Here is a 25,516-nt window from a genome sequence, read left to right on the forward strand (position 1 = left end):
TTGACACGCCCTTCCAGTGTGCTACAAATGGTGCGCAGCAGCAGACAAAGGGGCTGTCCGTGCACTTCCCACATCCGGCTTTTCGCCTTTCCCGTCGCCATGCGCGTATCGCGCCGCGATGTTGTATCTAGAGCGCGCCTCGCGCATGGCCTGAGGCCCCGCGGGTAGTCGCGCTCCTGTCCGCTCGACCGTACTGACTCGAATAAACGCCGCGCAGGCGTAACGGGCGGCTTTGTCCGTCGATCCTGCCAGCCGCTGCGAACGCGCCCGCCGCCCTTATAGAAGGCGGTGCGCCGGAGGCTGGCTTTCTTTTGGGAAGGGGTAGATAGCTCGATGGCAACGCCGTTACTGAAAAAATCGCTGCTCGTCGCGGCGATGTTCGCCGCGCTGGCCGATGGCGCATGGGCGCAGTCGACCACCGGAACGATCTATGGCCAGGTCAAGGCGAACGATGGCGATATCGTCCGCGTGGACAACGGGGCTGGCCTGACCCGCGAAACATCCGTGGATGCACGCGGCAAGTACTCGATCGCGCAGTTGCCGCTCGGCACCTATACGGTATCGGTGATAAGGCAGGGCGCGCCGGCACAGACCCGCGACAACATCGCACTACGCGTCGGTTCGGGCGTGGAGGTGTCTTTCGCGGATCGCGATGTACAGGACCTGAGCGGCGTGAGCGTGTCGGCGCACGTAGCGCCATCGATCGACGTAACGTCCGTGGATTCGCGGACGATCGTCACCGCGGACCAGCTAGCGAAACTGCCGCTCGCGCGCTCGTCCGAAGCGATTGCCCTGCTGGCGCCCGGCGTCGTCGACAACAGCGGCGGCTACAAGAGCGCCACGGGCAATTCGCTGGTGACCTTCGGCGGCTCCGCCGCGAGCGAGAACGCCTATTACATCAACGGATTCAGCACCACCGATCCGTTGCGCGGTTTCGGCGGCCTGTCGCTGCCGTATGGCGCGATCGACCAGCAGGAAGTCTATACGGGCGGCTATAGCGCGCAGTACGGCCGGTCCGATGGCGGTGTCATCAACGTGGTGGGCAAGCGCGGTACGAACGAATGGCATGGGGGCACCCAGGTCATCTGGGAGCCGAACGCCGCCCGTGCGCAGAGCATCGACAGCTACTACACGAACGGCCTGCCGCCGCAGCCGCGCGCCGGATCGCTGTATGCGCCGAACCGCGCCAATACCGAAACGAGTACGACAGTCAGTGCCTATGCCGGCGGTCCGCTGATCAAGGACAAACTATTTCTTTTCGCCGCGGCGGAAGTGGAGCGGCAGACCGGCAACACGGTCAGCGACGTGACAAAGACGCAGGCGCCCGATACGAGATACCGCTACAACCTGCCGCGCTGGTACGCGAAGCTGGACTGGAATATCGACGACAGCAACATCGTCGAAGTGACCGGTGTGTCGGACAAGAGCGAAAAGCAGGGAGCGATCTACGATTACGATTACACCGCGCGGCAGCGCGGCGCGTACATCAATGGCGCCAGCAATGAAAAATACGGTGGCGACGTCTATACCGCGAAATACACGGGTTACATCACCGACAGCCTGACCGTGACGGCGCAGTACGGCAAGATGGATACGGTCAGTTACATCAGTCCACCCGGTTACGATCCCAGCGCGACGTATATCGGCGGACTGGTCTACCAGAATCCCGCGATCACGGGCGGCTCGACCCGCAACGGTAACCAGACCGTTTTGTCGCTGACCAATCCCGGACGAGGGAACACCACGACCAATACGCGGTTCGACGTCAGCTATGTGCTGGGCGATCACACGCTTACGGCCGGCATCGACAATCAGACGGCGGTTGCGCGCGACCAGGGCAGTTCGAGTTCGGGGCCGGGCAACATCTGGACCTATGCACAGGGCCAGCCGAATCTTCCGATCTCGACGGGTCTGGGCGTCGCCGCGCCCGGAGCGTATCCGGGCGGCGAGAACGGTTACTACGTCGTCAAGGGTGTGAGTTCGAGCCTGGCCACGGTGCGTTCGGCCCAGCGCGCGCAGTTCGTCGAGGACAAGTGGCAGGTCAGCGACCGGCTGCTGTTGACGCTGGGTCTTCGCAACGACCAGTTCACCAATTACAACGCCAACAGCGAAGCGTTCATCCGGCAGACGAAGCCGCAGTGGGCGCCCCGGCTGGGTTTCAGCTGGGACGTTTACGGCGACGCGAGCTTCAAGGTGTATGGCAACGCGGGGCGCTACTACCTCGGGCTGCCACTAAATCCGGCGTTGAACGCGGCGGGCGGTTACCTCAGTACCAGCCAGTACTTCACCTATACCGGCATCGCGAACGACGGCACGCCGACCGGCCTGACGGCTATCGCGCCGGGCGTGCCGGTATCGTCGAATAACGCGCTGGGCATCCTGCCCGATCCGCGTACGGTGACCGCGAAGGGAATCAAAGCCGAGAATCAGGACGAATACATCCTCGGCTTCACGAAGCTTGCCGGCGATCACTGGCTGTACGGCGCCAAGGTGACCTATCGAAAGCTGCGCAACGCGATCGACGATTTCTGCGATATCGACGCCATCGTCGCCAAGGGGCGGTCGCTGGGTTATGCGATCGACGCCAAGCAGGCCAACAGTTGCTATCTGTTCAATCCGGGCCGGGCGAACACGTTCAACCTGAAGGATACGTCCGGCAACTATGTCGCCGTGCCGGTGACGAACAAGGAGCTTGGCTTCGACGCGCTCAAGCGTGCGTATTACAGCCTGGAACTGTTGCTGGAGCATCCGTTCGACGGCCGCTGGTACGGGAAGGCCGGCTATACGTTCTCGCGCAGCTACGGCAACACCGAAGGCCAGCTTCGCTCCGACCTCAACCAGACCGCCACCTCCACCAGCGAGGACTGGGACAACGGCGCGATCATGGAGAACACCAACGGTCCCCAGAACAACGACCACACGCATCAGATCAAACTGTTCGGCTATTACCAGATCACACCCGAGTGGCTCGCCTCGGCGAATATCAGTGCGATCTCGGGGACGCCTCGCCACTGCCTGGGCTACTACGGCCCGAACCACGAAGACCCGGTCGGTTACGCCCCGTACTACCACTTCTGCGATGGCCAACCGTCTCCTCCAGGCAAACAGGGCCGGTTGCCCTGGGTACGGCAGATCGACCTTGGCCTGACTTACCGCCCCGATTTCGCGGATAAGAAACTGGCCTTTAGTGCGAGCATCTTCAACCTGCTCAACGAACAGCATGCGCTTCAGCGTTATCCGGTATCCGAGTCGGGTCCGGGCGTGGCCGAGGCCGCTTACGGCGTCGTGACCCAGCGGCAAGCCCCGCGTTATGGGCGACTCAGCGTCTCGTACGACTTCTGATGTGGGCCAGCCGTAGCGACTCGCCGGGTCGGCGGGTCGCTACGGCGTTATCATCGGCTTCTTCGCCCGTACGATAACGACCGTCCCCATGACATCTTTTCGCTTCGCTCTGGCTCAGTTCGACTTTCCCGTTGGTGCCACCCACGCCAACGCTTTACGGGCCAAGGAGCTGGCCGACAAGGCCCGGGACCAGCTCAAGGCATCCCTCATCGCTTTTCCCGAGCTGACCCTGAGCGGCTATCCGCCGGAAGACCTGCTTCAGCGCCCGAGCTTCCTCGAAGCTTGTGCCGTGGAACTGTCCTCGCTGGCGCCGCGTATCGAAGGTATCGCCGCGGTGGTCGGGCATCCGGATACGCGCGGCGAAGTATTCAATGCCGCGAGCCTGCTCCGAGGCGGCGCGGTCGAGTGGACGTATCACAAGCAGGCGCTCCCCAATTACACCGTGTTCGACGAGAAACGCTACTTCCGCGCCGGCGAGCACAGTCGCGTCTTCGAGATCGAGGGCGTGCGCGTCGGCATGTTGATCTGCGAGGACATATGGGAAGCCGAGCCGGCCGCGCACGCGGCGGCGGCGGGCGCCGAACTACTGCTCGTCATCAATGCATCGCCGTATGACAGCCGCCAGGCCGCTACCCGCGAACGTCTGCTGCGCCAGCGCGCCACCGAGAACGACGTGGCGATCGCCTATGTCAACCTCGTCGGCGGCCAGGACGACCTGCTGTTCGATGGCGGGTCGCTGCTGGTACAGCGCAACGGGCACATCGCGGCGCGTGCGCCCTCGTTCGAGGAAATGCTGCTGGCGGTAGAGTTCGACAGCGCATCGCGCTCCCTGAAAGCCATCGACTGGCCCGAAACCGACGAAGGCGATCCGCATGTCGTCATGTATGCGGGCCTCGTTCGCGGCGTCCACGATTACGTCTGCAAAAACCATTTCTCGGGCGTACTGCTTGGCCTGTCCGGCGGTATCGACTCGGCGCTGACGCTGGCCATCGCGGTCGATGCGCTGGGCGCCGACCGGGTCACGGCCGTCATGATGCCCACGCGTTACACGTCCGACCTGTCGCTGCACGAAGCCAAGGCACAGGCCGAGCATCTCGGCGTCGAATACCACGTTCTTCCCATCGAGAACATCTACGAATCCTTCGTCGGCACGCTGGCGCCGGTATTCGAGGGCAGGGCGCCAGATATCACCGAGGAAAACCTCCAGTCGCGTTCGCGCGGCGTGCTGCTGATGGCCATGTCGAACAAGACCGGCCGCCTGCTGCTGTCCACGGGCAACAAGAGCGAAATGGCCGTCGGTTACGCCACCCTCTACGGCGACATGTGCGGTGCGTATGCCCCGCTGAAGGATCTCTACAAGACGGTGGTCTACGACATTTCGCGCTGGCGCGCGGGGATCGATGGCGCCATTCCGAAGGCGGTGATCGAGCGTCCGCCATCGGCGGAGCTGCGCCACGAGCAGACCGATCAGGATTCGCTGCCGCCTTACGACGAACTGGACGCCATCCTGGAACGTTTCATCGAAGGCGAGCAATCGGCGGAAGACATCATCGCGGCCGGTTACGACGATGCGACCGTGCGCCGTGTGATCCGCATGGTTTTCGTCAATGAGTTCAAGCGTCGGCAGTCCGCGCCGGGGCCGCGGGTGACGACCAAGGCGTTCGGGCGTGAGCGTCGGTATCCGATTACTTCTGGGTGGCGATAGGCGGTTGTGCTTTGCGGCGTGTTGCTAGAAGAGCACCGTCATTCGGGGCGTCGTCGCATGGAACCAGCCGGCCCCCTCGCCGGGCCCACGTCGGGCGGTCGCTGCGCGACGCGGGTGGACTGGCGGGGCTCGGTGAGCGGGCTTCCTGCCCGCGCACCGAGGAAGGGGCGTCCTGCCCCTTCCCCCTTCGGGGCCTTTGCCGCCAGTCCACCCTCGCCCTCCTACCGGGCCCGGCGAGGGGGCCGGCTGGTTCCGCCGAGCGGTGAGGCAATGGGTGTGAAGAGCAAAGCGAACCGCTGACGTCTCCTTGCGCTACCTCACCCCTCACCGTCATTCCGGCGCACGCCGGAATCCGCGGCGAGGTGGTCGGTTGTCGCGAGGGCGCTGACCGCTTTCAAACGAAAACCTCAGCGAATGGGTCTTGCCAAACGTGGTCGCTGCGGACCCCGGCGCACGCCGGGGTGACGGTGAGGAAGAGGGCGTCGTGAGGCGATCGTCGGCATCACGCGCGCAGACGGCTCGTACCCCCCGGCTTCCTTTGCCTCATCGCCGCACGTTACGACGCTTTACCTCGCCACATAGCAGCGACAAGCCCCGCGCTCCAGCAGTGCGGCAAATGGCGGCCAAAAAAAACCGGCTTTCGCCGGTTTTTTCGTTCCTCAATGGTGACCCGAGAACGGGATCGCCTTGCGCCAGATCGATGGGCCATGTGGCCACTTGGCGTCGGTGAGGTAGGGATGGTTCGGGTAGTTCAGCGCCAGCACCTGACGGGTCTGCTCGGCCAGTGGCTGGCGGTCCAGCTCGATGTAGCTGCGGGTGAGGATCGCCAGGGCGTCCGCGGTCTGCGGCGACTGCTGGTAATGCTCGATGACGTACTGCGCGCGGTCGGCGGAGGCGATATAGGCCTTCACCCGCACGTAGTAGGTGGCAACGTTGATTTCGAACTGGGCCAGCTGGTTGCGCAGGAAGATCATGCGCTGGCGGGCATCCGTGGCGTAGGCACTGTTCGGATAGCGGCGCGTCAGCTGGCTGAAGTCGTCGAAAGACTGCAGGTTATAGCCCTGATCGCGGCGCGTGGAGGCGCCGTCGCGCTGGATATAGCGCTCGAGCAGACCGCCGGTTCGATCAAAATTGATCAGACCGCGCAGGTAATAGGCATAATCTGCATGCTTGTGGGTCGGAAACGTCTTGATGAATCGATTGATCGTCGAGGACGCGTCTTCCGGCTTGTTGTCTTTGTACTGCGCGTAAGCCAGCTCGATCTGAGCCTGTTCGTTGATGTCACCCGATGGGAAACGGGCGATGAGCCGTTGGTAGGCTTTCTCTGCCGCGGCGAAGTCGGCGTTTTCCAACGACTCGTGGGCAGTAGCATAAAGCTTGTCCACCGGCATGGTGTCGATGGTGTCGCCTTTATGGCGGAACATCGAACAGGCGCTGGTCGCGAGGGCGAGAGCGAGCAGAATTATCAGCTTGGTAGCGCGCATTGAGAGAGTTCGGATGCTTAAGCGAAATTGCATGATAGCCGAAACCGGCCAGTTTCCGGGGGCACGGTCGTGACCGTGCTTCGGCATGAGGCCACGGTGCCAGTAACGGCCGCGGGACGTCGTTTCGACCAGGCTTTGGCCGAGATGTTCCCGCAATATTCAAGATCCCGCCTGACCGGATGGGTCAAAGCGGGCTCGGTCCTGCTCGACGGCAAGAAGGCGCCCCCGCGGCAACTGCTGCATGGCGGGGAGAAAGTGGAGCTGGAGGCGGAGCTCGAGGCCGAGGTCGTGGCGGCTCCGGAGGCCATGGACCTCGATATCCGCTTCGAGGACGACGACCTGCTGGTGCTGGACAAGGCGCCGGGCCTGGTCGTCCATCCGGGCGCCGGCAATCCGGCGGGCACCCTGCTGAACGCCTTGCTGCACCATTGTCCGAAGCTGGCCGAGCTGCCGCGTGGCGGCATTGTGCACCGGCTGGACAAGGACACCGCCGGCCTGATGGTGGTGGCCAAGTCGATCGCGGCGCATACGGCGCTGGTGGCGATGCTCTCCCGCCACGACGTACATCGCCAGTACGAGGCGGTGGTCATCGGCACCATGGTTTCCGGCGGTACGGTGGATCAGGCCATCGGCCGGCACCAGCACGACCGCCTGAAGCAGGGCGTGCGCGACGTGGAGGATGGCGGCAAGGAGGCGATCACCCATTACCGGATACGCGAGCGCTTCCGCGCCCATAGCGTGCTCCAGTGCAATCTGGAAACCGGCCGTACCCATCAGATTCGCGTGCATCTGGCCCATATGGGGCATCCGCTGATCGGCGATCCGCTTTATGGCAACGGCCTGCGTCTTCCGCGCGGTGCCGATCAGGCGCTGATCGATGTTCTGCGCGGGTTCCGTCGTCAGGCGCTGCATGCCGAGCGTCTGGCGTTCGAACATCCGATCACGGGCGAGGCGCTGGACTTCGCCTCGCCGCGCCCGGCCGATCAGGAAGCCCTGATCGAGGCACTGCGTCTGGATACGGCGCAGCATCCGGACGACTGAGCATGAGCGAACCGTGGATTGTCCCCGACTGGCCGGTGTCTGCCGGTGTCCGTGCCGTGGTGACCACGCGGCTGGGGCCGGGTGTGTCGGCCGCGCCATTCGGGCGGTTCAATCTGGGATCGCGTTGCGGAGACGATCCGCACGCGGTGGCGACCAATCGCGAGGCGCTGGTAACGGCGCTGGACCTGCCCGCCACGCCGCTCTGGTTGCGGCAGGTGCACGGAACGGCGGTGGCGAATGTCCCGGCCGGTCCGGTCGAACCCGAGGCCGACGCCTCGGTGGCGACGGGGCCGGGTGAGGTACTCGCGATTCTGACGGCCGATTGTCTGCCCGTGCTGTTCTGTTCGCCGGACGGAAAACGCATCGGTGCCGCGCATGCGGGCTGGCGTGGATTGCTCGCGGGTGTGCTCGAACGGACGGTCGAAGCGATGGACGGTGAAGTCATCGCATGGATGGGGCCGTGTATCGGTCCTGCATCGTACGAAGTGGGCGACGAAGTGCGGGATGCGTTCGTGACCGTGGATGCCGCGGCGAGCATGGCATTTCGTCCCACGCGTCCCGGACATTGGCTATGCGATCTGTACGCGCTGGCGCGGATGCGGCTGGCGGGTGCGGGCGTTGCCGGCATTTACGGCGGGGGATTCGACACCCTGACCGACGAGCGGTTCTATTCGTATCGCCGCGATGCCGCGGGAAGCGGGCGATTCGCGTCGCTGATCTGGACCGACGTCTGCAAACTCCCGCCCGTTCGGGCGGGAGTTCATGAAGGTTAGTCCTTCTTCTTTTTGAAGAACTTCGCGATGACCCCGCCTATCGCGGCGATGCCGATCACGATGAATTTCTTGGCGGCGAGCAGGAGCAGGCCCAGTTTCGCGAACAGGCCGGCCTTGGCCGCGATGCCACCGGCGACCAGTGCGCCGATGCCGTATGCCGCGATCTTGTCCGTTTTCTCGTCGAAGTCGCCGTACTGCTTGCCGGCTTCGAAATCGGTCATGGCCAGCACTTCCGGCATGTCCTTTTCGACCTTGGGCAACTGGCCGATGGGGGCGATGGCCGAAAGCTGCAGATAACCATGGCGGCCCAGCACGCGGATGTCGTAATTCAGGCTGCGCGACTGCTCGCCGTCCTTGTCCTTGAACTCCAGTTCGCGAGCCCAGTAGAGCTTGTGCGAGTCGGCGTCGTAATGGGGCGCGGTGGCCCAGCCAACGAGTTCGACGGCCGGGTAGCCCTCTTTGACGCGCTCTTCGTTGGCGTCGTGCGTGCCTTCCTTCATGTCTTTCAGAAGGTCGTCGTAATCGATGTTTTTCGCTTCGTCGTCGCGGACGTGGCCATCGTCGGAGTAGGTGACGATCACGGCCCAGGCGCTCTCCTGGGTCAGCACGTCCGACGTGGTGCCGGGCACGATAAGGCCGAGTACGTCCTTGTCCGGCGGGTTGCCCCACAGGTCTTCGAGTACGCGCCGGGCATCGCTCGCGGGGACGAAGGCGTAACCGGGCTTGAGCTTCAGCGTGGCATGTGCGCCGGGAACGGTGACGTTACCCGTCTGCAGCGTGACGGATGACAGGAATTTACGCAGCGCGGCATCGTCGGCGGCATCGTCCGAAGACGCAGCCGCGCCATCGTCGGCCACGACGACAGGAATGGGTTCCGCGAATGCAAGGCCAGCGGGTCCGGTGGCGAGGGCCGCAAGCAGGGCCGCCCGCAGCGCGCAGGACGCGATCGTCATTGAATGTCCCCTTGGAGTTCGCGCGACACGGTGTGTCGAAGAACGCGACCGCAAGATTGTACGAGATCGCGCGCGCCGTGGCGCGGGGGTCACGATATCGTCAACGGCGTCGGCAGAAAGATATCCGGCTTGACCTTCGGCGGCTCGGTCAGGGCCTGCATGAAGGCGTTGCGCCACGCCGTGATGTCGTTGCGTTCCAGGACGTCCATCATCGACTGCCAGCGCATGCGGCGCTCTTTCAGCGGCATTTTCAAGGCGCGCGACAGGGCATCGGATACCTCGTCCAGGTCCGACGGATTGACCAGCAGCGCCGCATCCAGCTCCTGCGCCGCGCCCGCGAAGCGGGACAGCACGAGTACGCCGGGGTCCTGCGGGTCCTGGCAGGCGACGTATTCCTTGGCCACGAGGTTCATGCCATCGCGCAGCGGCGTGACGAGGCCCACTTTGGCCACGCGGAAATAGCCCGCCAGGACCTTATGCGCGAACGACTTGTTGACGTAGCGGATCGGTGCCCAGTCCGGTTCGGCGTACTGGCCGTTGATATGGCCGGCGCTGCGTTCCAGTTCGCGACGGAGCTGGCGGTATTCGGGAACGTCGGAGCGGGACGGCGGCGCGATCTGCAACAGCGAGACGCGACCGCGCATGTCCTTGTGGTCGCGCAGCAGGCGCGCGAATCCTTCGAAACGTTCCGGCAGGCCCTTGGAATAATCGAGCCGATCGACGCCGATGATCAACGCGCGATCGTCCAGGCTGGCGCGCAATCGGGAGACCGCGCCGGTGTCTTCCGCGCGATGCGCCAGCTCCACGGCTTCGGCGGTGTCGATGCTGATGGGGAAGACACCGGCCCGGAAGATGCGGCCATTGGCGGCACGGATGCGGCCGCCGGTACGCATCGCGGCACCGAGTTCGTGCAGGAAATAATCTTCCAGCGCGCGCAGGTCGCGTTGGGTGTGCAAACCGACCAGGTCGTACGACGCCAGTGGCTCCAGCAGTTCGCGATGCCGTGGCAGCGTGATCAACAGGCCTGCCGCGGGAAGTGGCGTATGCAGGAAGAATCCTATCTTGTTCTCGACGCCCAGCTCGCGAAGCATGGCGGCCAGAGGAATCAGGTGATAGTCGTGTACCCAGATCACGTCGTCTTTCTGGATCAGTTTCGCGACGGTACGCGCGAAGACGCGATTGACGCGCAGGTAGCCTTCGAGATGATCGCGCCGGTAATCGACGAGGTCGCCGCGATAATGGAACAGCGGCCACAGGGCGCGATTGGCGAATCCGCTGTAGTAGTCGTCGTGGTCGGCTTTCGAGAGATCGATCGTCGCGTAACTGATGTTGCGTTCGGTGACCTCGTGTACTTCCTTGCCGCTGTCGGCGGCGACGTTGCCGCTCCAGCCGAACCATAAGCCCCCGCGTTCCTGGAGTGCGGCGTTCATTGCCGATGCGAGCCCTCCGGTCTGGGTTTGCCGGGGCAGCGCCACGCGATTGGAGATGACGACGAGGCGGCTCACGGTCGCGCGGCCTTTTGCGCGGCGACAGATTCGGTACAAGCCTGCATTCCGCTGCCGGAATCGGGCTGGGCTGGCGCCGGGCGGCTCTCCAGTTGGGGCATCGACTGCGTCTCCTCTATGTGAGCGTGGCGCTCACGTCAGCCAACCAAGCATGGACGCCGGCCGGACTAGGTAACGTGAAACCGGCGACCGTGGGTTCGCGCGTTCCGACCCTGATACTGCTGCCGCCGTGTGCGTTGACGATGACAAAGGCGTGTTCGTCGGTGAAATCGTCGCCGAGGTAGATGGGGCGTCTGCCGGCGAACGGTTCGCTGCGAAGCATGGCTTCGACGGCTTTGCCTTTGTCCATGCCGCGTGGCTTGAACTCATAGACATAGCTGCCCGGCTGCACTTCGAAACCCGGAAAGCGCGCCGCCACGGCGGGCGTCAGCGCGGCCAGCGCGGTCTGGCGTTCCGGCCGCTCGCGGCAGTGCAGGGCGATGGAGAATCCCTTGTCTTCCACGCGCACACCCGGCAACGACGATGCCAGTGCGAATACGGCATCGCGCAGAGCGGCCAGTTCCGCCGGGTCGACTATCGCCGTTTCGATGGCGCCGTTCGCGCCGCGCCGTTCCAGTCCATGCTGGCCGGCGGCGGCCCATGCCGGACGACCGAAGAGCCTGTCCAGACTGGCAATGGGCCGGCCACTGACCAGGGCCAGCGCGCCGCCGAGTTGTTCGCGCAGGCGGTCCAGCATCGGCACGAGGCCGGAGTCGACGGTGACGCCTTCGGGATCGTCGGCGAAAGCGAGCAGCGTGCCGTCGGCGTCGAGAAAAAGGGCGCTACGTGCGGTAACGAGGCTGGGAGGCGGGGCGCCGAGCGGAAGGGATCGATGCGGTGCGGTCACGTTGACTCGTTTCGGCAGCGGGTGCCCAGTCTGCCAGTCCGTTTGTGAAAACGACCTTTAGTCGACGGTTGAAGGCGTATGGTCTGACCCGCACCTATGGGCCAGTGGCGGCGCGGGGCTGCCAGACAGATATGGGAGAGAAACCGATGCGAATGGATAAGCTGACGTCGCGGTTCCAGCAGGCCCTTGCCGACGCCCAGTCGCTGGCCGTGGGGCGCGACAACAACTTGCTCGAACCGGCACACGTGATGGCTGCTTTGCTCGACCAGCAGGGTGGTTCCACGGGCCCGTTGCTGACCCAGGCCCAGGTCAACGTGCCGACCTTGCGTCAGCGCGTGGCCGAAATACTGGATCGTCTTCCGCGGGTCACCGGACAGGAAGGCAATATCAGTGTCGGCAACGAACTGACACGCCTGCTCAACCTCACCGACAAACTCGCGCAGCAGCGCGGCGATCAGTTCATCGCGAGCGAATTGTTCGTCCTGGCGGCGCTGGAGGATCGTGGTGAAATCGGCGGTGCGCTGAAGGCGGCCGGCGCTACGAAGGAACGTCTGGAAGCGGCTATAGAAAAGCTGCGCGGCGGAGAAAAAGTGCAGTCCGAGAATGCCGAGGAACAACGCCAGGCCCTGGAGAAGTACACCATCGACCTTACCGAGCGTGCCGAAAACGGCAAGCTCGATCCGGTGATCGGTCGCGACGAGGAAATCCGGCGCACGATCCAGGTACTGCAGCGGCGCACCAAGAACAATCCGGTGCTGATCGGCGAGCCGGGCGTGGGCAAGACCGCCATCGTCGAAGGACTGGCCCAGCGCATCATTAACGGCGAAGTGCCCGAAGGCCTGCGCGACAGGCGCGTGCTGTCGCTGGACATGGGTGCGCTGATCGCGGGTGCGAAATTCCGTGGCGAATTCGAGGAACGCCTGAAAGCGGTGCTCAACGATCTTTCGAAGCAGGAAGGCCGCGTCATCCTGTTCATCGACGAACTGCACACGATGGTCGGTGCCGGCAAGGCCGACGGCGCGATGGACGCGGGCAATATGCTGAAGCCGGCGCTGGCGCGCGGCGAACTGCATTGCATCGGTGCGACCACGCTGGACGAATACCGCAAATACGTGGAAAAGGATGCGGCGCTCGAACGCCGTTTCCAGAAAGTCTTCGTGGGCGAACCCAGCGTGGAAGATACGATCGCGATCCTGCGTGGCCTCAAGGAGCGTTACGCGGTGCATCACGGCGTGGAGATCACCGATCCCGCGATCGTCGCGGCGGCGACGCTTTCGGCGCGTTATATCCCGGATCGGCAGTTGCCCGACAAAGCCATCGATCTGATGGACGAAGCGGCCTCGCGCATCCGCATGGAGATCGACTCCAAGCCCGAAGAACTCGATCGTCTGGAGCGCCGCCTGATCCAGCTGAAAATCCAGCGCGAGGCATTGCGCAAGGAGAAAGACGAGGAATCGAAGCAGCGTCTGGCCACTCTGGAAAGCGATATCGAGAAACTCGAACGCGAATTCTCCGACCTCAATGAAGTCTGGAAATCGGAGAAAGCCACCCTGCAGGGTGCGACGAAGATCAAGGAACAGATCGAGCAGGCGCGTCTGGAACTGGAGGCCGCGCAGCGTCGGCAGGACTACGCGAGGATGAGCGAGATCCAGTACGGCAGGCTGCCGGAACTGGAAACGCAGCTTGCCGCCGCGCAGACAGCGGAGCAGCAGGATTTCACCCTGTTGCAGGATCGCGTCACCGCCGAGGAAATCGCGGAAGTGGTTTCGCGCTGGACAGGCATCCCCGTCGCCAAGATGCTGGAAGGCGAGCGCGAGAAGCTGCTGAATATGGAAGAGGCACTGCATGCGCGTGTCGTCGGTCAGGACGAAGCGGTTCGCGCCGTATCCGACGCGATCCGTCGTGCGCGCGCGGGTCTGTCCGATCCCAATCGTCCTTACGGTTCGTTCCTGTTCTTAGGTCCCACGGGCGTGGGCAAGACCGAGCTGTGTAAAGCGCTGGCGGGATTCCTGTTCGATACGCAGGACGCGATGATCCGCATCGACATGAGCGAGTTCATGGAAAAGCATTCCGTGAGCCGGCTGGTTGGCGCGCCTCCGGGTTATGTGGGTTACGAAGAAGGCGGCTATCTGACCGAGGCGGTACGTCGCCGGCCGTATAGCGTGATTCTGCTCGACGAAGTCGAGAAGGCGCATCCGGACGTATTCAACATCCTGTTGCAGGTACTGGACGATGGACGCCTGACCGACGGTCAGGGTCGCACCGTGGATTTCCGCAACACGGTCATCGTCATGACCTCGAACCTGGGTTCCAACCTGATCCAGGAGCAGGCGGGCGACAGCGAAGCGGATTACATGCAGATGAAGGCGTCGGTGCTAGGCGTCGTGCAGGGCCACTTCCGTCCGGAGTTCATCAATCGGTTGGACGACCTGGTGGTATTCCGCCCGCTGGACAAGAGGCAGATCCGTTCGATCGCGCGCATCCAGCTCGACTACCTCGGCAAGCGTCTGGCGGATCGCCAGCTGAAACTGGAACTGACCGATGCCGCGGTCGATCTGCTCGGTAGCGCCGGGTTCGATCCGGTCTATGGCGCGCGTCCGTTGAAACGGGCGATTCAGCAGCAACTGGAGAACCCGTTGGCGCAGAAGATTCTGTCTGGAGCATTCGCGCCGGGTCAGACGATTCGCGTGGATTCGGACGGGTCGCATCTGCTGTTTTCGGCGGAGTAAAAGTAAGGCCCGGGTGGCCATCGGGTGCTTGCTCTCCGTGGGAGGGCGCCTGCGCGCGAAAGCTACGTAGCGAGGAAATCGCTTTCTCTTCTCCGTAGGCTTTCGCGCGCAGGCGCGTTCCCAAAATTAGAACGCGTTACTTCCAGCGATACGCCACCTTCCCGTAAACAAACGCACCATTGAACCCGAACGGCGAGCTGCTGCTATACGGCAAAATCCCCGACGTACTGTTCGCCGCAAGTACCTTGTCCGGATACTTGTCGAAAATGTTGTCCGCGCCAAGCGTGAACGTCCAGTTGTCGACGTTGTAATCGGCGGCCAGATCGAGCACCCACTTCGCCGAGAACGTCTGATCGTTCGCCGGTACGGTGCTCAATACCGTGAACTGCCCGTAGCGGCTGAGATCGGCGCGGAATCCCCAATCGCTGAGGCGGTAGTTACCGCCCAGGGTCAGTTTGTCGCGCGGCGATCCCTTCGTGATGCGACCCTGTTCGACACGGCCGATACGCTGCAGCGTGAGTCCGTTCTGCGATAGCTGCGGCGGATTGGGCGCGATGTTGAGGATGTCGGTCTTGTTGTAGTTGTAGCCAAGGTTGAGGTCGAGCGTGCCGACCGAAACATTCGGCCGCCAGCTGCCCACGATGTCGACGCCGCGCGTGCGGGTGTCGACGGCGTTGGTGAAGTAGCGGCCGCCATTGACCCCCGGATAGCCCTGCGCGGCGAGGAATGCCGCGACGGCGGTGCCCGTCAGGTTTTCGGACAGGACGATGCGGTCGCCGATACGTATCTGATATGCATCGACGGTGACCGATGTGGCATCGGTCGGTTGCACGACAAGGCCGAGGCTGTAATTGGTCGACTTCTCGGCCTTCAGCTTCTGCGCGCCGAACGATTGTGCGACCGGACTGGTGACCGGGAACGTGCGCACTTCGTACGGCACGCTGTTGATAAATACCGTCGATGTCGTGGAGTAAAACTGCTGTGCGAGCGACGGCGCGCGGAAACCATTGGAGGCCGTGGCACGCAATGCGACTTTGTCGGTGAAGGCATAGCGCGCGGAGAGCTTGCCGGCGACCGTGTTGCCGAAGTCGCTGTATTTCTCGTAGCGGGCCGCCGCGGATGCCGAGAGTTTCTCGGTGACTTCAGCATCCAGTTCGGCGTAAGCCGCATAACTATGTCGACTGTTCGAGCCCGAGTCCGATGGCCGGAATCCTGGGAAAACCTGCGCGCCGGTACCGGCGTAGGACGTAGGATCGCCCGCGTCGATTTCGTAGTTTTCGTGACGGTATTCGCCGCCCCATGCAAAGGTCAGCGGGCTGTGCAGCCAGCTCACGTCGAAGTCTTTCGATACGTCGAGGTTCACCAGCTTTTCGGTGTTCTGCAACGTACCTGCGTAGAAGTGCGTCGGACTGGTGGGGCCGATTGTGGTGTTCAGGCTGTTGTCGACATCGAACTGCAGCTGGTTCTGGCCGTAGTTGCCGCTGAAATCCCAGTTCCATCCAGCCGTCTGTCCTCGGATGCCGGCAACCAGCGAACGGTCCTTGGACGTGGTGGCGATGATTGGCAGGAAGCCGTCGGGATAGATCGAGCGGATGTTGCGGCTGTCCAGCCCGGGGCGCCAGAAGCCGGCGGCGTCGGCGTTGCGGTTGCTCGCGTTGCCGAAGGCATACAGCGTGACCGTGGGAGCCAGGTTGTACTGGGCGTTGACGAACGCCGACTGATGTTTGACGTCCGGATCGCCGAAGCGCTGGTTGACGCGGCCATAGCTGGGATCGGCGGGATTGCGCAGATCGGGGCCCGCGCGATTGGTCGGGTCGTCGTGACCGGCATCGCCCGCCACGCGTATCCAGCCATCCTTGCCGAGGGCGAAACCGATATCGCCGCCGCCATCGCGTTGGATGCCGTCGCCAGCACTGTATTTACCCAGCGTGCCGTTGACGCTGCCGCCGGTCGCGCCGCCTTTGAGCACGATGTTGATGACACCGGCGATGGCATCGGAGCCGTACTGGGCAGCCGCGCCGTCGCGCAGGACTTCGATGTGGTCGACCGCCTCGATCGGAATGGCGTTGAGATCGACCGGCGACGAACCACGCCCCTGCGTGCCGTTGAGATTCACGATGGCGCCTGTGTGCCGGCGCTTTCCATTTACTAGCACCAGCACCTGATCCGGGGAGAGGCCGCGCAACTGGGCAGGGCGGGAACCGTCCGTGCCATCGGTCAGCGAAGGCCGCGGAAAATTGAGCGAGGGCAGGGCGCGCGCAAGCGCCGTGGCAAGTTCGGTGGTGCCGGTGGCCTGCAGGTCGCGTGGACCGAGCACGTCGATGGGAGCAAGCGATTCGCTGACCGTGCGTCCGGTGGCACGTGTGCCGGTCACCACGACGGTGTCGAGCTGGGATGCTTTTTCGGGAGTCGGCGGTGCGTCCTGGGCCATCGAGCAGTTCGCGGTCAGCGCCAGGGCAATGGCGGTGGTAAGCGCGGCGTGTCGTGCACGGATGCGTTGCAGGCTCATATTGTCTTCCCCAGAAAGGCACCATGGCGTTATGCTGCGGTGCACGAAATGTCAGGCTTGCATAAAATGCGATGCCAGGTCAACAGCCGTTTAGACGTCCAAAGAAATCCCGCTTTCTGTACGAGCCCGCTTGCGGGCGAAAGCCAACAGGGCGAGGAAGCCTGATGCTCAGCTCCGCGAGCCCGATCTATGGGCTGCGGATGCCACGCACATCGTCACCGCTTCGTTGGCTTTCGCCCGCAAGCGGGCTCCTGCAAGCAAGCATTCGCGCCCATGGAAATAGAGGGATGTGCGCGCGCCCATTGAAAAGCCGGCCTTTGGACAGATAATGCCGGGCTACGGCGCGCAATGCGCCAGATCCGGAGCTTCCCCCATGCCCATCTATGAATTCCAGTGCCAGGCCTGCGGGCATCGCTTCGAACGCCTGCAGAAGATCTCGGACGCCGATCCGGAGATCTGCCCGACCTGCGGCGAGCCCCGCGTAGGGCGGATGTTGAGCGCGCCGTCGTTCCGTCTGGCTGGCAGCGGCTGGTACGAAACCGACTTCAAGAAGGACGGCGACAAAAAGAAGAACCTGGTCGAAGGCTCCAGCGGGGCGCCCGCCTCTCCGGCCGCGGCTCCGGCCCCCGCGCCCGCCCCTGCAGCCGCGCCATCCACGGGTGGCGCGTCGACCGACTGAATGGCCGCTAATCGCCGCGCAGGGACGGAAACGCTTTCGTCGATTCCGTTCAATGGCCGTTGTGGATGATGCGATAGCTTGGGGTCATTCACAGCGGGAGTTACGTATGCGCGGTTTTGTCGGCATGGTCGCTATAGCGGCGGTGGCGTTTGTCGTGGGAGCGGGAGTGGGCGTGCCGGTCACGGCGCATGCGCAGGGCTATGGCCCGATCCATTGCGATAGCAATGGCGGACGTTTTACCCGATGCGATGTGCCCTGGCGCGATGCCGAGCTGGTTCGCCAGGATTCGAATGCCCCGTGTGAGCGAGGCCGTAGCTGGGGCATGGATCGTCAGGGCCTGTGGGTCGACAAAGGGTGCCGTGGCCAGTTCGTTCCCGCGCGCGGGCGTCCTGGCTGGGGTGACGACGATGGTCGTCCCGGCTGGGGTGGCGGTCGTCCGGATGACGACGACGACCGGCCGGGCTGGGGCGGTGGACGTCCCGACGATGGCTATGGCCGGCCGGGTGGCTGGGGGCGCGAACGCATCGTCGATTGCGACAGCAATAACAGCCGGTACAACCGCTGCAACATCGATGTCGGTCGCGGCGGGGTCCGTCTGATCAAGCGCAAGTCCGACGCGCGCTGCAACGAAGGCGAGGGCTGGGGCTGGGACGGTCGCGGTATCTGGGTGGACCGGGGCTGCCGGGCGCAGTTTTCAGTCGACGTACGCTGAGCTGGGGCGAGCGCCTACGTGCATCGGTGAAGTTAACTGTCCTCGGGGTTAGGGCGACGTACGTATTGTTTCGGCAGGAAGCCAAGACAGCTACAAGGAGTTGCCATGCGCGTCGCCGCTATCGTCTTTCTCGTTGTTATCGTTACCGGACTCACCGGTGCCTGGTCGTTCCTCTCGCAAGCACTCGCGCAGGAGGGGCCCGTCACGTGCGAGAGCCAGGATGCCCGCTTCACTCGCTGCTTTGTGACCTGGCAGGACGCCAAAGTGGTCAAGGGGTTGTCGAAAGCCTATTGCGAACGAGGAGTTAACTGGGGCCTGGATCGCGAAGGCTTGTGGGTGGATCGGGGTTGCCGGGCCCGGTTTGCCGAGGTCTCCGATCGCGAATCCATCCACGTCCGGCGCGCAAGAATTGTTCATGCCGATGAATCTCGCGATCGGGACCGGACGGGGGTGCTGGACCGCGATCGCGGCCATGGAGGGTTCGACTGGGCTCGACCGTACGATGAAACGCACAGGGCCGGGGAGGCCCGGCCGGGCGGTGCCACGTCCTCGCGCGTTGTCGAATGCAATAGCCGGGAGCGGCGGTATCGCGTCTGTCTCGCGGGGCGCGGCAATCACGATGGCCGGATGATCCGGCAACTGTCCGACGCCCGTTGCCAGGAAGGTTACAGCTGGGGGTGGAACCGGGCCGGCGTTTGGGTGGACAAGGGCTGCCGCGGTATTTTCGAGGTATACGACTGAGCGCCCCGCGTGATCTCCGGCGGCCTTGGGAGACCCCGTGTCATGGTACGATCCGGGGTCTTTTCACTGCTTTACGCCGCCACGGCGGCCCGGAGTCTTCACGCGCATGCGCACGCACTTTTGCGGTCTGATCGACGAGTCGCTGATCGGCCAGGACGTCACCCTCTGCGGTTGGGTCAATACGCTTCGTCTTCAGAGCCACGTGGCCTTCGTCGACCTTCGCGACCACGAGGGCATTGCCCAGGTCGTGATCGAGCGCGAGAACGCCGATGCGTTCGCCATCGCGGGTGAGCTCGGCTACGAGTTCTGCATCAGGGTCACCGGCCAGATCCGCAAGCGCCTTGCGTCCAACGACAAGCTGAAGACCGGCACGGTGGAGCTCATCGCCGGGCGCGTGGAAATCCTCAACGCGGCTCGCGATCTGCCGTTCGCGCTGCACGAGACGCCGAACGAAGACATGCGGATGACGTACCGTCATCTGGACCTGCGCCGCCCGGAAATGCAGCAGATGATGCGCACGCGTACCGCGCTGGTGCGCGAGCTGCGCCGCTATCTGGATAACGCGGGTTTCCAGGATATCGAGACGCCGATCCTGACCAAGGCCACGCCGGAAGGCGCGCGCGACTACCTGGTGCCCAGTCGCGTGCATCCGGGTCAGTTCTACGCGCTGCCGCAGTCCCCGCAGCTGTTCAAGCAGTTGCTGATGATGGCCGGCTTCGATCGTTACTATCAGATCGCCCGCTGCTTCCGCGACGAAGACCTGCGCGCCGATCGCCAGCCGGAATTCACCCAGCTCGACCTGGAGTTCGCCTTCGTCGAAGAACGCGACGTGCAGGATTTCGTCGAGGACCTGATCCGTCACGTGTTCCGCGAAGTGCGCAAGGTCGAGCTGGATGCCAGCTTCCCGCGCATGACGTACGAAGAGGCCATGCGCCGCTTCGGCTCGGACAAGCCCGACCTGCGCATTCCCCTTGAACTCAACGACATCGCCGAGGCGGTGAAACACGTGGAGTTCAAGGTGTTCGCCGAACCGGCCAACGACCCGGCGGGCCGCGTGGCCGCGCTGCGCGTGCCGGGCGGCTCGGACCTTTCCCGCAAGGACATCGACCTGCTCGCCGAATACGCCGGCAAGTACGGCGCGAAGGGCCTGGCGTGGATGAAAATCGAATCCCTGGCCAAGGGCCGCGAAGGCGTTGCCTCGCCGGTGCTGAAGTTCCTCGACGATGCCGCGCTGGAGAAAATCCTCGCGCTGACCGGCGCGCAGGACACCGATCTGGTGTTCTTCGGCGCGGGCGCGTGGAAGACGGTCACCGACTTCATGGGCGCCCTGCGTATCAAGGTCGGTCGCGACCGCGGTCTGGTCGAAAATGCCTGGAAGCCGTTGTGGGTTACCGACTTCCCGATGTTCGAATACGACGCCGACGAAAAGCGTTACGTCGCCCTGCATCATCCGTTCACGGCACCGAAGGTCGACGACATCGCCGATCTGCGCGCCAACGCCGCGAACTCGGTCAGTCGCGGCTACGACATGGTGCTCAACGGCAACGAAATCGGCGGAGGCTCCATCCGTATCCACCGTCCCGACATGCAGAGCGCGGTATTCGAACTGCTGGGCATCGGTGCGGAAGAGGCCGACGCGAAGTTCGGCTTCCTGCTGAAGGCGCTGCGCATGGGTGCGCCGCCCCACGGTGGCCTGGCCTTCGGTATCGACCGTATCGCCGCGCTGATGGCGGGTACCGAGTCGATCCGCGACGTTATCGCTTTCCCGAAGACCACCAGCGCACAGGATCTGATGACCGACGCACCGTCGACGATCTCCGATCCGCAGCTGAAGGAACTGCACGTGCGGGTCGCCATCGAGCCGAAGGCCTGACGGCCCGCATGCGATGAGCGCCGATGCGCCCCAGGTCATTCTGCTGCACGGCCTGTGGATGAGGGGATTCGCGCTGGCGATGCTGCAACGTCGCCTGCGCGAAGCGAATTTCGAGGTCCACCGCTTCGAATACATGAGCGTGGCCTCGCCCCCCGAAAAGGCGATCGAGCGACTGCGCAAGCGTATGAAGGCGCTGGCTCCCGCGCCGGTCCATATCGTGGGCCATAGCCTGGGCGGCATCCTGGCCCTGCTGGCCTGTCGCGAGCAGGACGACCTGCCGGCCGGCAGGATCGTCTGTCTGGGTTCGCCGCTTGCCGGCAGCGCCGCCGCGCGTGGCCTGACGGGGCATTGGGGTGGCGACATGCTGCTCGGCCGCAGTCGCGAACTGCTCGAACACGGACTGGAGCGCTGGGACGGCGGACGCGAGGTCGGCATGGTCGCCGGGCGCATGCCCATGGGGCTTGGCGCGTTTCTGGGCGATCTGAACACCGAGCACGACGGCTCGGTGGCCGTGGCGGAAACCCGGCTACCCGGTATCGCCGCCCATTGCACGCTGGAAACCAGTCACACGGGCCTGCTGGTGTCCGCGGATGTGGCGCGCCAGGTGATTTCGTTCCTGCGCGACGGGCGTTTCGAGGTCGCCTGAGGGTTTCCCTCGCACGCGCTCGCCATTCGGGTAAAATCCGCCGCTTGTCCGTCTGTAAGTGGCAGGAAATGTTATGGGTAGAGGCCCGTCCATCGAAGGTCGCAAGAATGCCGAAGACGCCAAGCGCGCCAAGGTATTCACCAAGCTGATCCGCGAAATCACCATCGCGACCCGCGGCGGCGTACCCATTCCCGCGGAGAACCCGCGCCTGCGCGCGGCCGTGGACAAGGCTTTGTCGGCCAATATGACTCGCGACACCATCGATCGCGCGATCAAGCGCGGCTCGGGTGCCGACGGCGGCGCCGACATGCACGAAATCCGTTACGAAGGCTACGGCCCGGCGGGTACCGCGCTGATCATCGACTGCGTGACCGACAACCAGACCCGCACCGTCGCGGACGTGCGCGCCGCGCTGAACAAGCTTGGCGGCAACATGGGCACCACCAATTCGGTGGCATTCCAGTTCACCCGCGTGGGGCAGGTCGTCGTCCACACCGGTGGCGATGCGGGCGTCGAGTCGAAGCTCGAGGAAGCCGCGATCGAGAACGACGCGGAAGACGTCGTAATCGCCAACGGTGTCGGTACCGTCCTGCTGGCCGCCGATCCCATTGCGGTCGAGGCAATGCGCAAGGCGCTCGCCGCCGCCGGTTTCAAGGTCGACAGCTCCGATGTCGTCATGCGTCCGAACGGTCCGCTGGTCACGCCGACCGGCGAAGCGCTTGAGCATTTCGAGAAGCTGCTCGAGCGCCTGGACGCCCTGGACGACGTCGACGAGGTCTATCACAACGCCTTGCTTCCCCCCGAGGACGCCGATCAGGAGTAAGGTCTCGGCCTCACTCGTATCGGCACCCTTCAAGCATGGTCCGCATTCTCGGCATCGATCCGGGCAGTCAGCGCACGGGCGTCGGTGTAATCGACGTGGCCGACGATGGTTCCCTGAAGCATGTTTTCCACGGCGCGCTGGTCGTCGTGGGCGAAGAAACGTTTCCCCTGCGCCTCAAACGCATATTTGACGAGTTGTGCGCCATCATCGGCACGCACGGTCCGGCGGAAGCCGCGATCGAGCGTGTATTCATGGCACGTAACGCCGACTCGGCATTAAAGCTGGGGCAGGCGCGCGGCGCCGCCATCTGTGCCGTCGTCAGCCAGGGAATCCCCGTGCACGAATATGCCGCGACCGAGGTCAAGCAGGCTGTGGTGGGTACGGGCCGCGCCGACAAGACCCAGGTCCAGCACATGATCGGCATCATTCTCGGCCTGAAAGGCCCGTTGCAGGCGGACGCGGCCGATGCGCTGGCGATCGCCATCGCACACGCGCATACGCGTTCGAGCATTCAACGCGTGGGTATTCCGCGCACCGCATGGAGGCGTCGCCGATGATCGGTCGACTGCGTGGCACCCTTATCAGCAAGCAACCGCCGTCCCTGCTCATCGAAGTGGGTGGCGTGGGTTATGACGTCGACGCGCCTATGTCGACGATCTACGACCTGCCGGCCACCGGCCGCGAAGTGACCTTGCTTACCCATTACGCGGTCAAGGAAGACGGCGTGGCGCTATACGGTTTCCTGCGCGAAACCGAGCGGGCCATGTTCCGCAATCTGCTGAAGGTCAGCGGTATCGGCGCGAAGATCGCGCTGGCGGTTCTTTCCGGCGTGGCTACCGACGATCTCGCGCGTATGGTGCATTCGGGCGATATCGCCGCGCTGACCAAAATTCCGGGCATCGGCAAGAAAACCGCCGAACGCATGGTGGTCGAGCTTCGCGATCGTGTGGATGCCGTGGGCGTTCGCCTGCCGGGCGTCAACGGAGCGATGGGCGAACTGCCGACCGACCCGGTTGGCGAGGCGACGATCGCGCTCCAGCAATTGGGTTACAAGCCACCGGAAGCCGCCAGGCTGGTCGGTAAGGCCGCGGCCGAAGGCGATACCGCCGAGGCCATCATTCGCAAGGCGCTACGCGCCGCTCTGGGGGGCTGATAGTGAATCCGGAGATGCAGACGGACGTACAGCACGCGCATGGCAAACGCCTCGGCGCTCTCGCGCTTGGCGCGATCGGTGTCGTATTCGGCGACATCGGCACGAGCCCGCTGTACACGATGAAAGAAACGTTGGGCACACACGGGATGTCGCCACAGCCGGCCGCCGTGCTGGGCATTCTGTCGCTCATTTTCTGGGCGCTGATCATGGTGGTTTCACTGAAATACGTGACCTTCGTGATGCGCGCGGACAATAAGGGCGAGGGCGGCATCATGGCGCTCATGGCGCTTGCGCAGCGCAGTGTCAGCGGGTCTCCGCGAGCGCGCTGGGTGCTGGCCGCCATCGGTATTTTCGGCGCGTCGCTGTTCTATGGTGACGGCGTGATCACACCTGCGATTTCGGTATTGTCGGCGGTCGAAGGTCTTGAGGTCGCGACGCCACAGCTCGAGGACTACGTGGTCCCGATCAGTCTGGTCATCCTGTTTTTCGTCTTCGCGGTCCAGCGGCACGGCACCGCGACGGTGGGCAAGGCCTTCGCGCCGGTGATGACTTTGTGGTTCCTCGTGCTTGCCATGCTGGGCCTGAATCAGTTGGTCCAGCATCCTCAGGTACTGGCGGCGGTCAACCCGATCTATGCGGTCGACTTCTTCCTCGAACACAAAAAGCAGGCGTTCATCGCGCTTGGCGGCGTGGTACTGGCGCTGACCGGCGCCGAGGCGCTGTATGCGGACATGGGGCACTTCGGTAAAAAACCGATCCGCGTTGCGTGGTTCGGTTTCGTGCTGCCCGCCTTGCTGATCAACTATTTCGGGCAGGGCGCGCTGCTGCTGCACGACCAGTCCGCCATCGAAAATCCGTTCTACAAGATGGTGCCCGACGACTTTCTCTATCCCATGATCGCGTTGTCGACTATGGCCGCCGTCATCGCGTCGCAGGCGGTGATTTCCGGTGCGTTCTCGATGACGCGCGAAGCCATGCAGCTTGGCTATTCGCCGCGTATGGCGGTGGTGCATACGTCCCGCGAGATGTCCGGGCAGATCTTCGTGCCGTGGATCAATCGTCTGCTGCTGGTCCTGGTCATGCTGGCGGTGCTGGGCTTCCGCTCGTCGAACAACCTGGGTGCCGCTTACGGTATCGCGGTGACCGGCACGATGACGATGACCACGCTGCTGGCACTGGTCGTGGCGCGCAAGCGCTGGCACTGGCACTGGTCGGCGGTCATTTCGGTCGGCGTCCTGTTCCTTATCATCGATCTGGCATTCTTCGGAGCGAACGCACTGAAGATCGCCCACGGTGGCTGGTTCCCGCTGGTACTCGGCGTCGTTATCTTCGCGATGATGACGACGTGGCGACGCGGCAGGGAACTGGTGGTGCGGGAAATCAAGCAGTCCGGTCTGGCGCTCGAACCCTTCATCGCCAACATCTCCGATCATCCGCCGCTGCGCGTGCCTGGCACGGCGGTGTTCCTGACCGCGAATCAGAATTCCGTGCCGCACGCGATGTTGCACAACCTCAAGCACAACAAAGTGCTGCATGAGCGCAATGTGCTGTTGACGGTGGAGATGCTGGAAACCCCGCTGGCCGAAGCCGACGAGCGCATGGAAGTCATCGATTTCGGCGGGGGCTTCTTCGGTCTGCAACTGCGCTTCGGTTTCGCGGAAGATCCGAACATCCCGTTGTCGCTGAGCCGCGCCACGAATCTCGGCCTCGATTTCGACATGATGGACACGACGTTCTTCCTGTCGCGCGAAACCATCGTCGCCGATGCCAGGCGTCCCGGCATGGCCCTGTGGCGGGACAAGCTGTTCGCGTTCATGGCGAGAAACGCGCTGCCGGCGACGGCGTTCTTCCAGATTCCGGGCAATCGCCTGATCGAATTGGGTGCGCAGGTCGAAATCTGACCTGCCGGGCGTCCGGCAGGCAGGGATATAGGGGCCATTGGGCCCCTCGTCCTGCCATAAT

General features: G+C 63.8%; 19 protein-coding genes. 14 read left to right on the forward strand and 5 right to left on the reverse strand.

The window, feature by feature from the left end:
* Positions 1-333: 333 nt before the first annotated feature.
* Complete coding sequence (locus EC912_RS11405; RefSeq protein WP_243649246.1) at positions 334-3,342, forward strand: TonB-dependent receptor; 3,009 nt, start codon at positions 334-336, stop codon at positions 3,340-3,342.
* 88 nt (positions 3,343-3,430) lie between these two features.
* Positions 3,431-5,047 carry an NAD+ synthase gene (locus EC912_RS11410; protein WP_132144079.1) on the forward strand — a complete coding sequence of 539 codons (1,617 nt, stop codon included), beginning with the start codon at positions 3,431-3,433 and terminating at the stop codon, positions 5,045-5,047.
* Between the two features lie 659 nt (positions 5,048-5,706).
* Here EC912_RS11410 and EC912_RS11415 read toward each other — a convergent pair.
* Entirely contained in the window at positions 5,707-6,531 is an 825-nt protein-coding gene (locus EC912_RS11415; RefSeq protein WP_132144665.1) for an outer membrane protein assembly factor BamD, read from the reverse strand.
* Positions 6,532-6,600: 69 nt separating this feature from the next.
* On the opposite strand from EC912_RS11415, the gene rluD reads away from it, so the two are divergent.
* Both rluD and pgeF read left to right on the forward strand, forming a co-directional pair.
* A complete protein-coding gene (gene rluD / locus EC912_RS11420) occupies positions 6,601-7,572 on the forward strand; it encodes a 23S rRNA pseudouridine(1911/1915/1917) synthase RluD (RefSeq protein ID WP_132144081.1) in 972 nt (323 codons plus the stop codon).
* Between the two features lie 2 nt (positions 7,573-7,574).
* Positions 7,575-8,345, forward strand: a complete 771-nt coding sequence (gene pgeF / locus EC912_RS11425; protein WP_132144083.1) for a peptidoglycan editing factor PgeF — start codon at positions 7,575-7,577, stop codon at positions 8,343-8,345.
* Here the strand turns inward: pgeF and EC912_RS11430 are convergent.
* From EC912_RS11430 to otsB, 3 genes are all read right to left on the reverse strand, one after another.
* Positions 8,342-9,298 (reverse strand): DUF2167 domain-containing protein, encoded by a 957-nt coding sequence (locus tag EC912_RS11430; RefSeq protein ID WP_132144085.1) that lies wholly within the window; start codon positions 9,296-9,298, stop codon positions 8,342-8,344. The two genes, pgeF and EC912_RS11430, sit on opposite strands and share 4 nt — an antisense overlap.
* 89 nt (positions 9,299-9,387) lie before the next feature.
* A complete protein-coding gene (gene otsA / locus EC912_RS11435) occupies positions 9,388-10,803 on the reverse strand; it encodes an alpha,alpha-trehalose-phosphate synthase (UDP-forming) (RefSeq protein WP_132144087.1) in 1,416 nt (471 codons plus the stop codon).
* A 115-nt stretch (positions 10,804-10,918) separates the two neighbouring features.
* Positions 10,919-11,689 carry a trehalose-phosphatase gene (otsB, locus tag EC912_RS11440; RefSeq protein ID WP_165973576.1) on the reverse strand — a complete coding sequence of 257 codons (771 nt, stop codon included), beginning with the start codon at positions 11,687-11,689 and terminating at the stop codon, positions 10,919-10,921.
* A 146-nt stretch (positions 11,690-11,835) separates the two neighbouring features.
* Between otsB and clpB the strand changes: the two genes are divergently transcribed.
* Entirely contained in the window at positions 11,836-14,418 is a 2,583-nt protein-coding gene (gene clpB, locus EC912_RS11445; protein ID WP_132144091.1) for an ATP-dependent chaperone ClpB, read from the forward strand.
* A gap of 136 nt (positions 14,419-14,554) precedes the next feature.
* On the opposite strand, the gene EC912_RS11450 is transcribed toward clpB, so the two are convergent.
* Positions 14,555-16,927 (reverse strand): TonB-dependent receptor plug domain-containing protein, encoded by a 2,373-nt coding sequence (locus tag EC912_RS11450; protein ID WP_132144093.1) that lies wholly within the window; start codon positions 16,925-16,927, stop codon positions 14,555-14,557.
* Between the two features lie 373 nt (positions 16,928-17,300).
* Between EC912_RS11450 and EC912_RS11455 the strand changes: the two genes are divergently transcribed.
* From EC912_RS11455 to EC912_RS11495, 9 genes are all read left to right on the forward strand, one after another.
* The gene (locus EC912_RS11455) at positions 17,301-17,606 is read left to right on the forward strand and encodes an FmdB family zinc ribbon protein (RefSeq protein WP_132144095.1); all 306 of its coding nucleotides are present in this window, start codon (positions 17,301-17,303) and stop codon (positions 17,604-17,606) included.
* Positions 17,607-17,712: 106 nt separating this feature from the next.
* Positions 17,713-18,318, forward strand: a complete 606-nt coding sequence (locus tag EC912_RS11460; protein ID WP_132144097.1) for a DUF3011 domain-containing protein — start codon at positions 17,713-17,715, stop codon at positions 18,316-18,318.
* 105 nt (positions 18,319-18,423) lie between these two features.
* Positions 18,424-19,059, forward strand: coding sequence for a DUF3011 domain-containing protein (locus tag EC912_RS11465; RefSeq protein WP_132144099.1), 636 nt, complete (start codon positions 18,424-18,426; stop codon positions 19,057-19,059).
* 106 nt (positions 19,060-19,165) lie between these two features.
* Positions 19,166-20,932, forward strand: coding sequence for an aspartate--tRNA ligase (gene aspS, locus EC912_RS11470; protein WP_132144101.1), 1,767 nt, complete (start codon positions 19,166-19,168; stop codon positions 20,930-20,932).
* A 13-nt stretch (positions 20,933-20,945) separates the two neighbouring features.
* Entirely contained in the window at positions 20,946-21,578 is a 633-nt protein-coding gene (locus EC912_RS11475) for an esterase/lipase family protein (protein WP_132144103.1), read from the forward strand.
* Between the two features lie 73 nt (positions 21,579-21,651).
* A complete protein-coding gene (locus EC912_RS11480) occupies positions 21,652-22,401 on the forward strand; it encodes a YebC/PmpR family DNA-binding transcriptional regulator (protein WP_132144105.1) in 750 nt (249 codons plus the stop codon).
* Positions 22,402-22,436: 35 nt separating this feature from the next.
* Positions 22,437-22,958 (forward strand): crossover junction endodeoxyribonuclease RuvC, encoded by a 522-nt coding sequence (gene ruvC / locus EC912_RS11485; protein WP_132144107.1) that lies wholly within the window; start codon positions 22,437-22,439, stop codon positions 22,956-22,958.
* A complete protein-coding gene (gene ruvA, locus EC912_RS11490; protein WP_132144109.1) occupies positions 22,955-23,554 on the forward strand; it encodes a Holliday junction branch migration protein RuvA in 600 nt (199 codons plus the stop codon). Before ruvC ends, ruvA begins: the two co-directional genes overlap by 4 nt.
* A 14-nt stretch (positions 23,555-23,568) precedes the next feature.
* The gene (locus tag EC912_RS11495; protein WP_132144111.1) at positions 23,569-25,455 is read left to right on the forward strand and encodes a potassium transporter Kup; all 1,887 of its coding nucleotides are present in this window, start codon (positions 23,569-23,571) and stop codon (positions 25,453-25,455) included.
* Positions 25,456-25,516: the final 61 nt, after the last annotated feature.

Origin of the sequence: Luteibacter rhizovicinus, from assembly GCF_004342265.1 — a bacterium.
GTDB lineage: Bacteria > Pseudomonadota > Gammaproteobacteria > Xanthomonadales > Rhodanobacteraceae > Luteibacter > Luteibacter rhizovicinus_B.

Coding starts and splice junctions, on each gene's coding strand:
- EC912_RS11465 (WP_132144099.1), top strand. CDS start 18,424: ATGCGCGTCGCCGCTATCGTCTTTCTCGTTGTTATCGTTACCGGACTC.
- EC912_RS11410 (WP_132144079.1), top strand. CDS start 3,431: ATGACATCTTTTCGCTTCGCTCTGGCTCAGTTCGACTTTCCCGTTGGT.
- EC912_RS11455 (WP_132144095.1), top strand. CDS start 17,301: ATGCCCATCTATGAATTCCAGTGCCAGGCCTGCGGGCATCGCTTCGAA.
- EC912_RS11430 (WP_132144085.1), bottom strand. CDS start 9,298: ATGACGATCGCGTCCTGCGCGCTGCGGGCGGCCCTGCTTGCGGCCCTC.
- EC912_RS11475 (WP_132144103.1), top strand. CDS start 20,946: ATGAGCGCCGATGCGCCCCAGGTCATTCTGCTGCACGGCCTGTGGATG.
- EC912_RS11495 (WP_132144111.1), top strand. CDS start 23,569: ATGCAGACGGACGTACAGCACGCGCATGGCAAACGCCTCGGCGCTCTC.
- ruvA (WP_132144109.1), top strand. CDS start 22,955: ATGATCGGTCGACTGCGTGGCACCCTTATCAGCAAGCAACCGCCGTCC.
- clpB (WP_132144091.1), top strand. CDS start 11,836: ATGCGAATGGATAAGCTGACGTCGCGGTTCCAGCAGGCCCTTGCCGAC.
- EC912_RS11460 (WP_132144097.1), top strand. CDS start 17,713: ATGCGCGGTTTTGTCGGCATGGTCGCTATAGCGGCGGTGGCGTTTGTC.
- aspS (WP_132144101.1), top strand. CDS start 19,166: ATGCGCACGCACTTTTGCGGTCTGATCGACGAGTCGCTGATCGGCCAG.
- ruvC (WP_132144107.1), top strand. CDS start 22,437: ATGGTCCGCATTCTCGGCATCGATCCGGGCAGTCAGCGCACGGGCGTC.
- EC912_RS11450 (WP_132144093.1), bottom strand. CDS start 16,927: ATGAGCCTGCAACGCATCCGTGCACGACACGCCGCGCTTACCACCGCC.
- EC912_RS11415 (WP_132144665.1), bottom strand. CDS start 6,531: ATGCGCGCTACCAAGCTGATAATTCTGCTCGCTCTCGCCCTCGCGACC.
- EC912_RS11480 (WP_132144105.1), top strand. CDS start 21,652: ATGGGTAGAGGCCCGTCCATCGAAGGTCGCAAGAATGCCGAAGACGCC.
- EC912_RS11405 (WP_243649246.1), top strand. CDS start 334: ATGGCAACGCCGTTACTGAAAAAATCGCTGCTCGTCGCGGCGATGTTC.
- pgeF (WP_132144083.1), top strand. CDS start 7,575: ATGAGCGAACCGTGGATTGTCCCCGACTGGCCGGTGTCTGCCGGTGTC.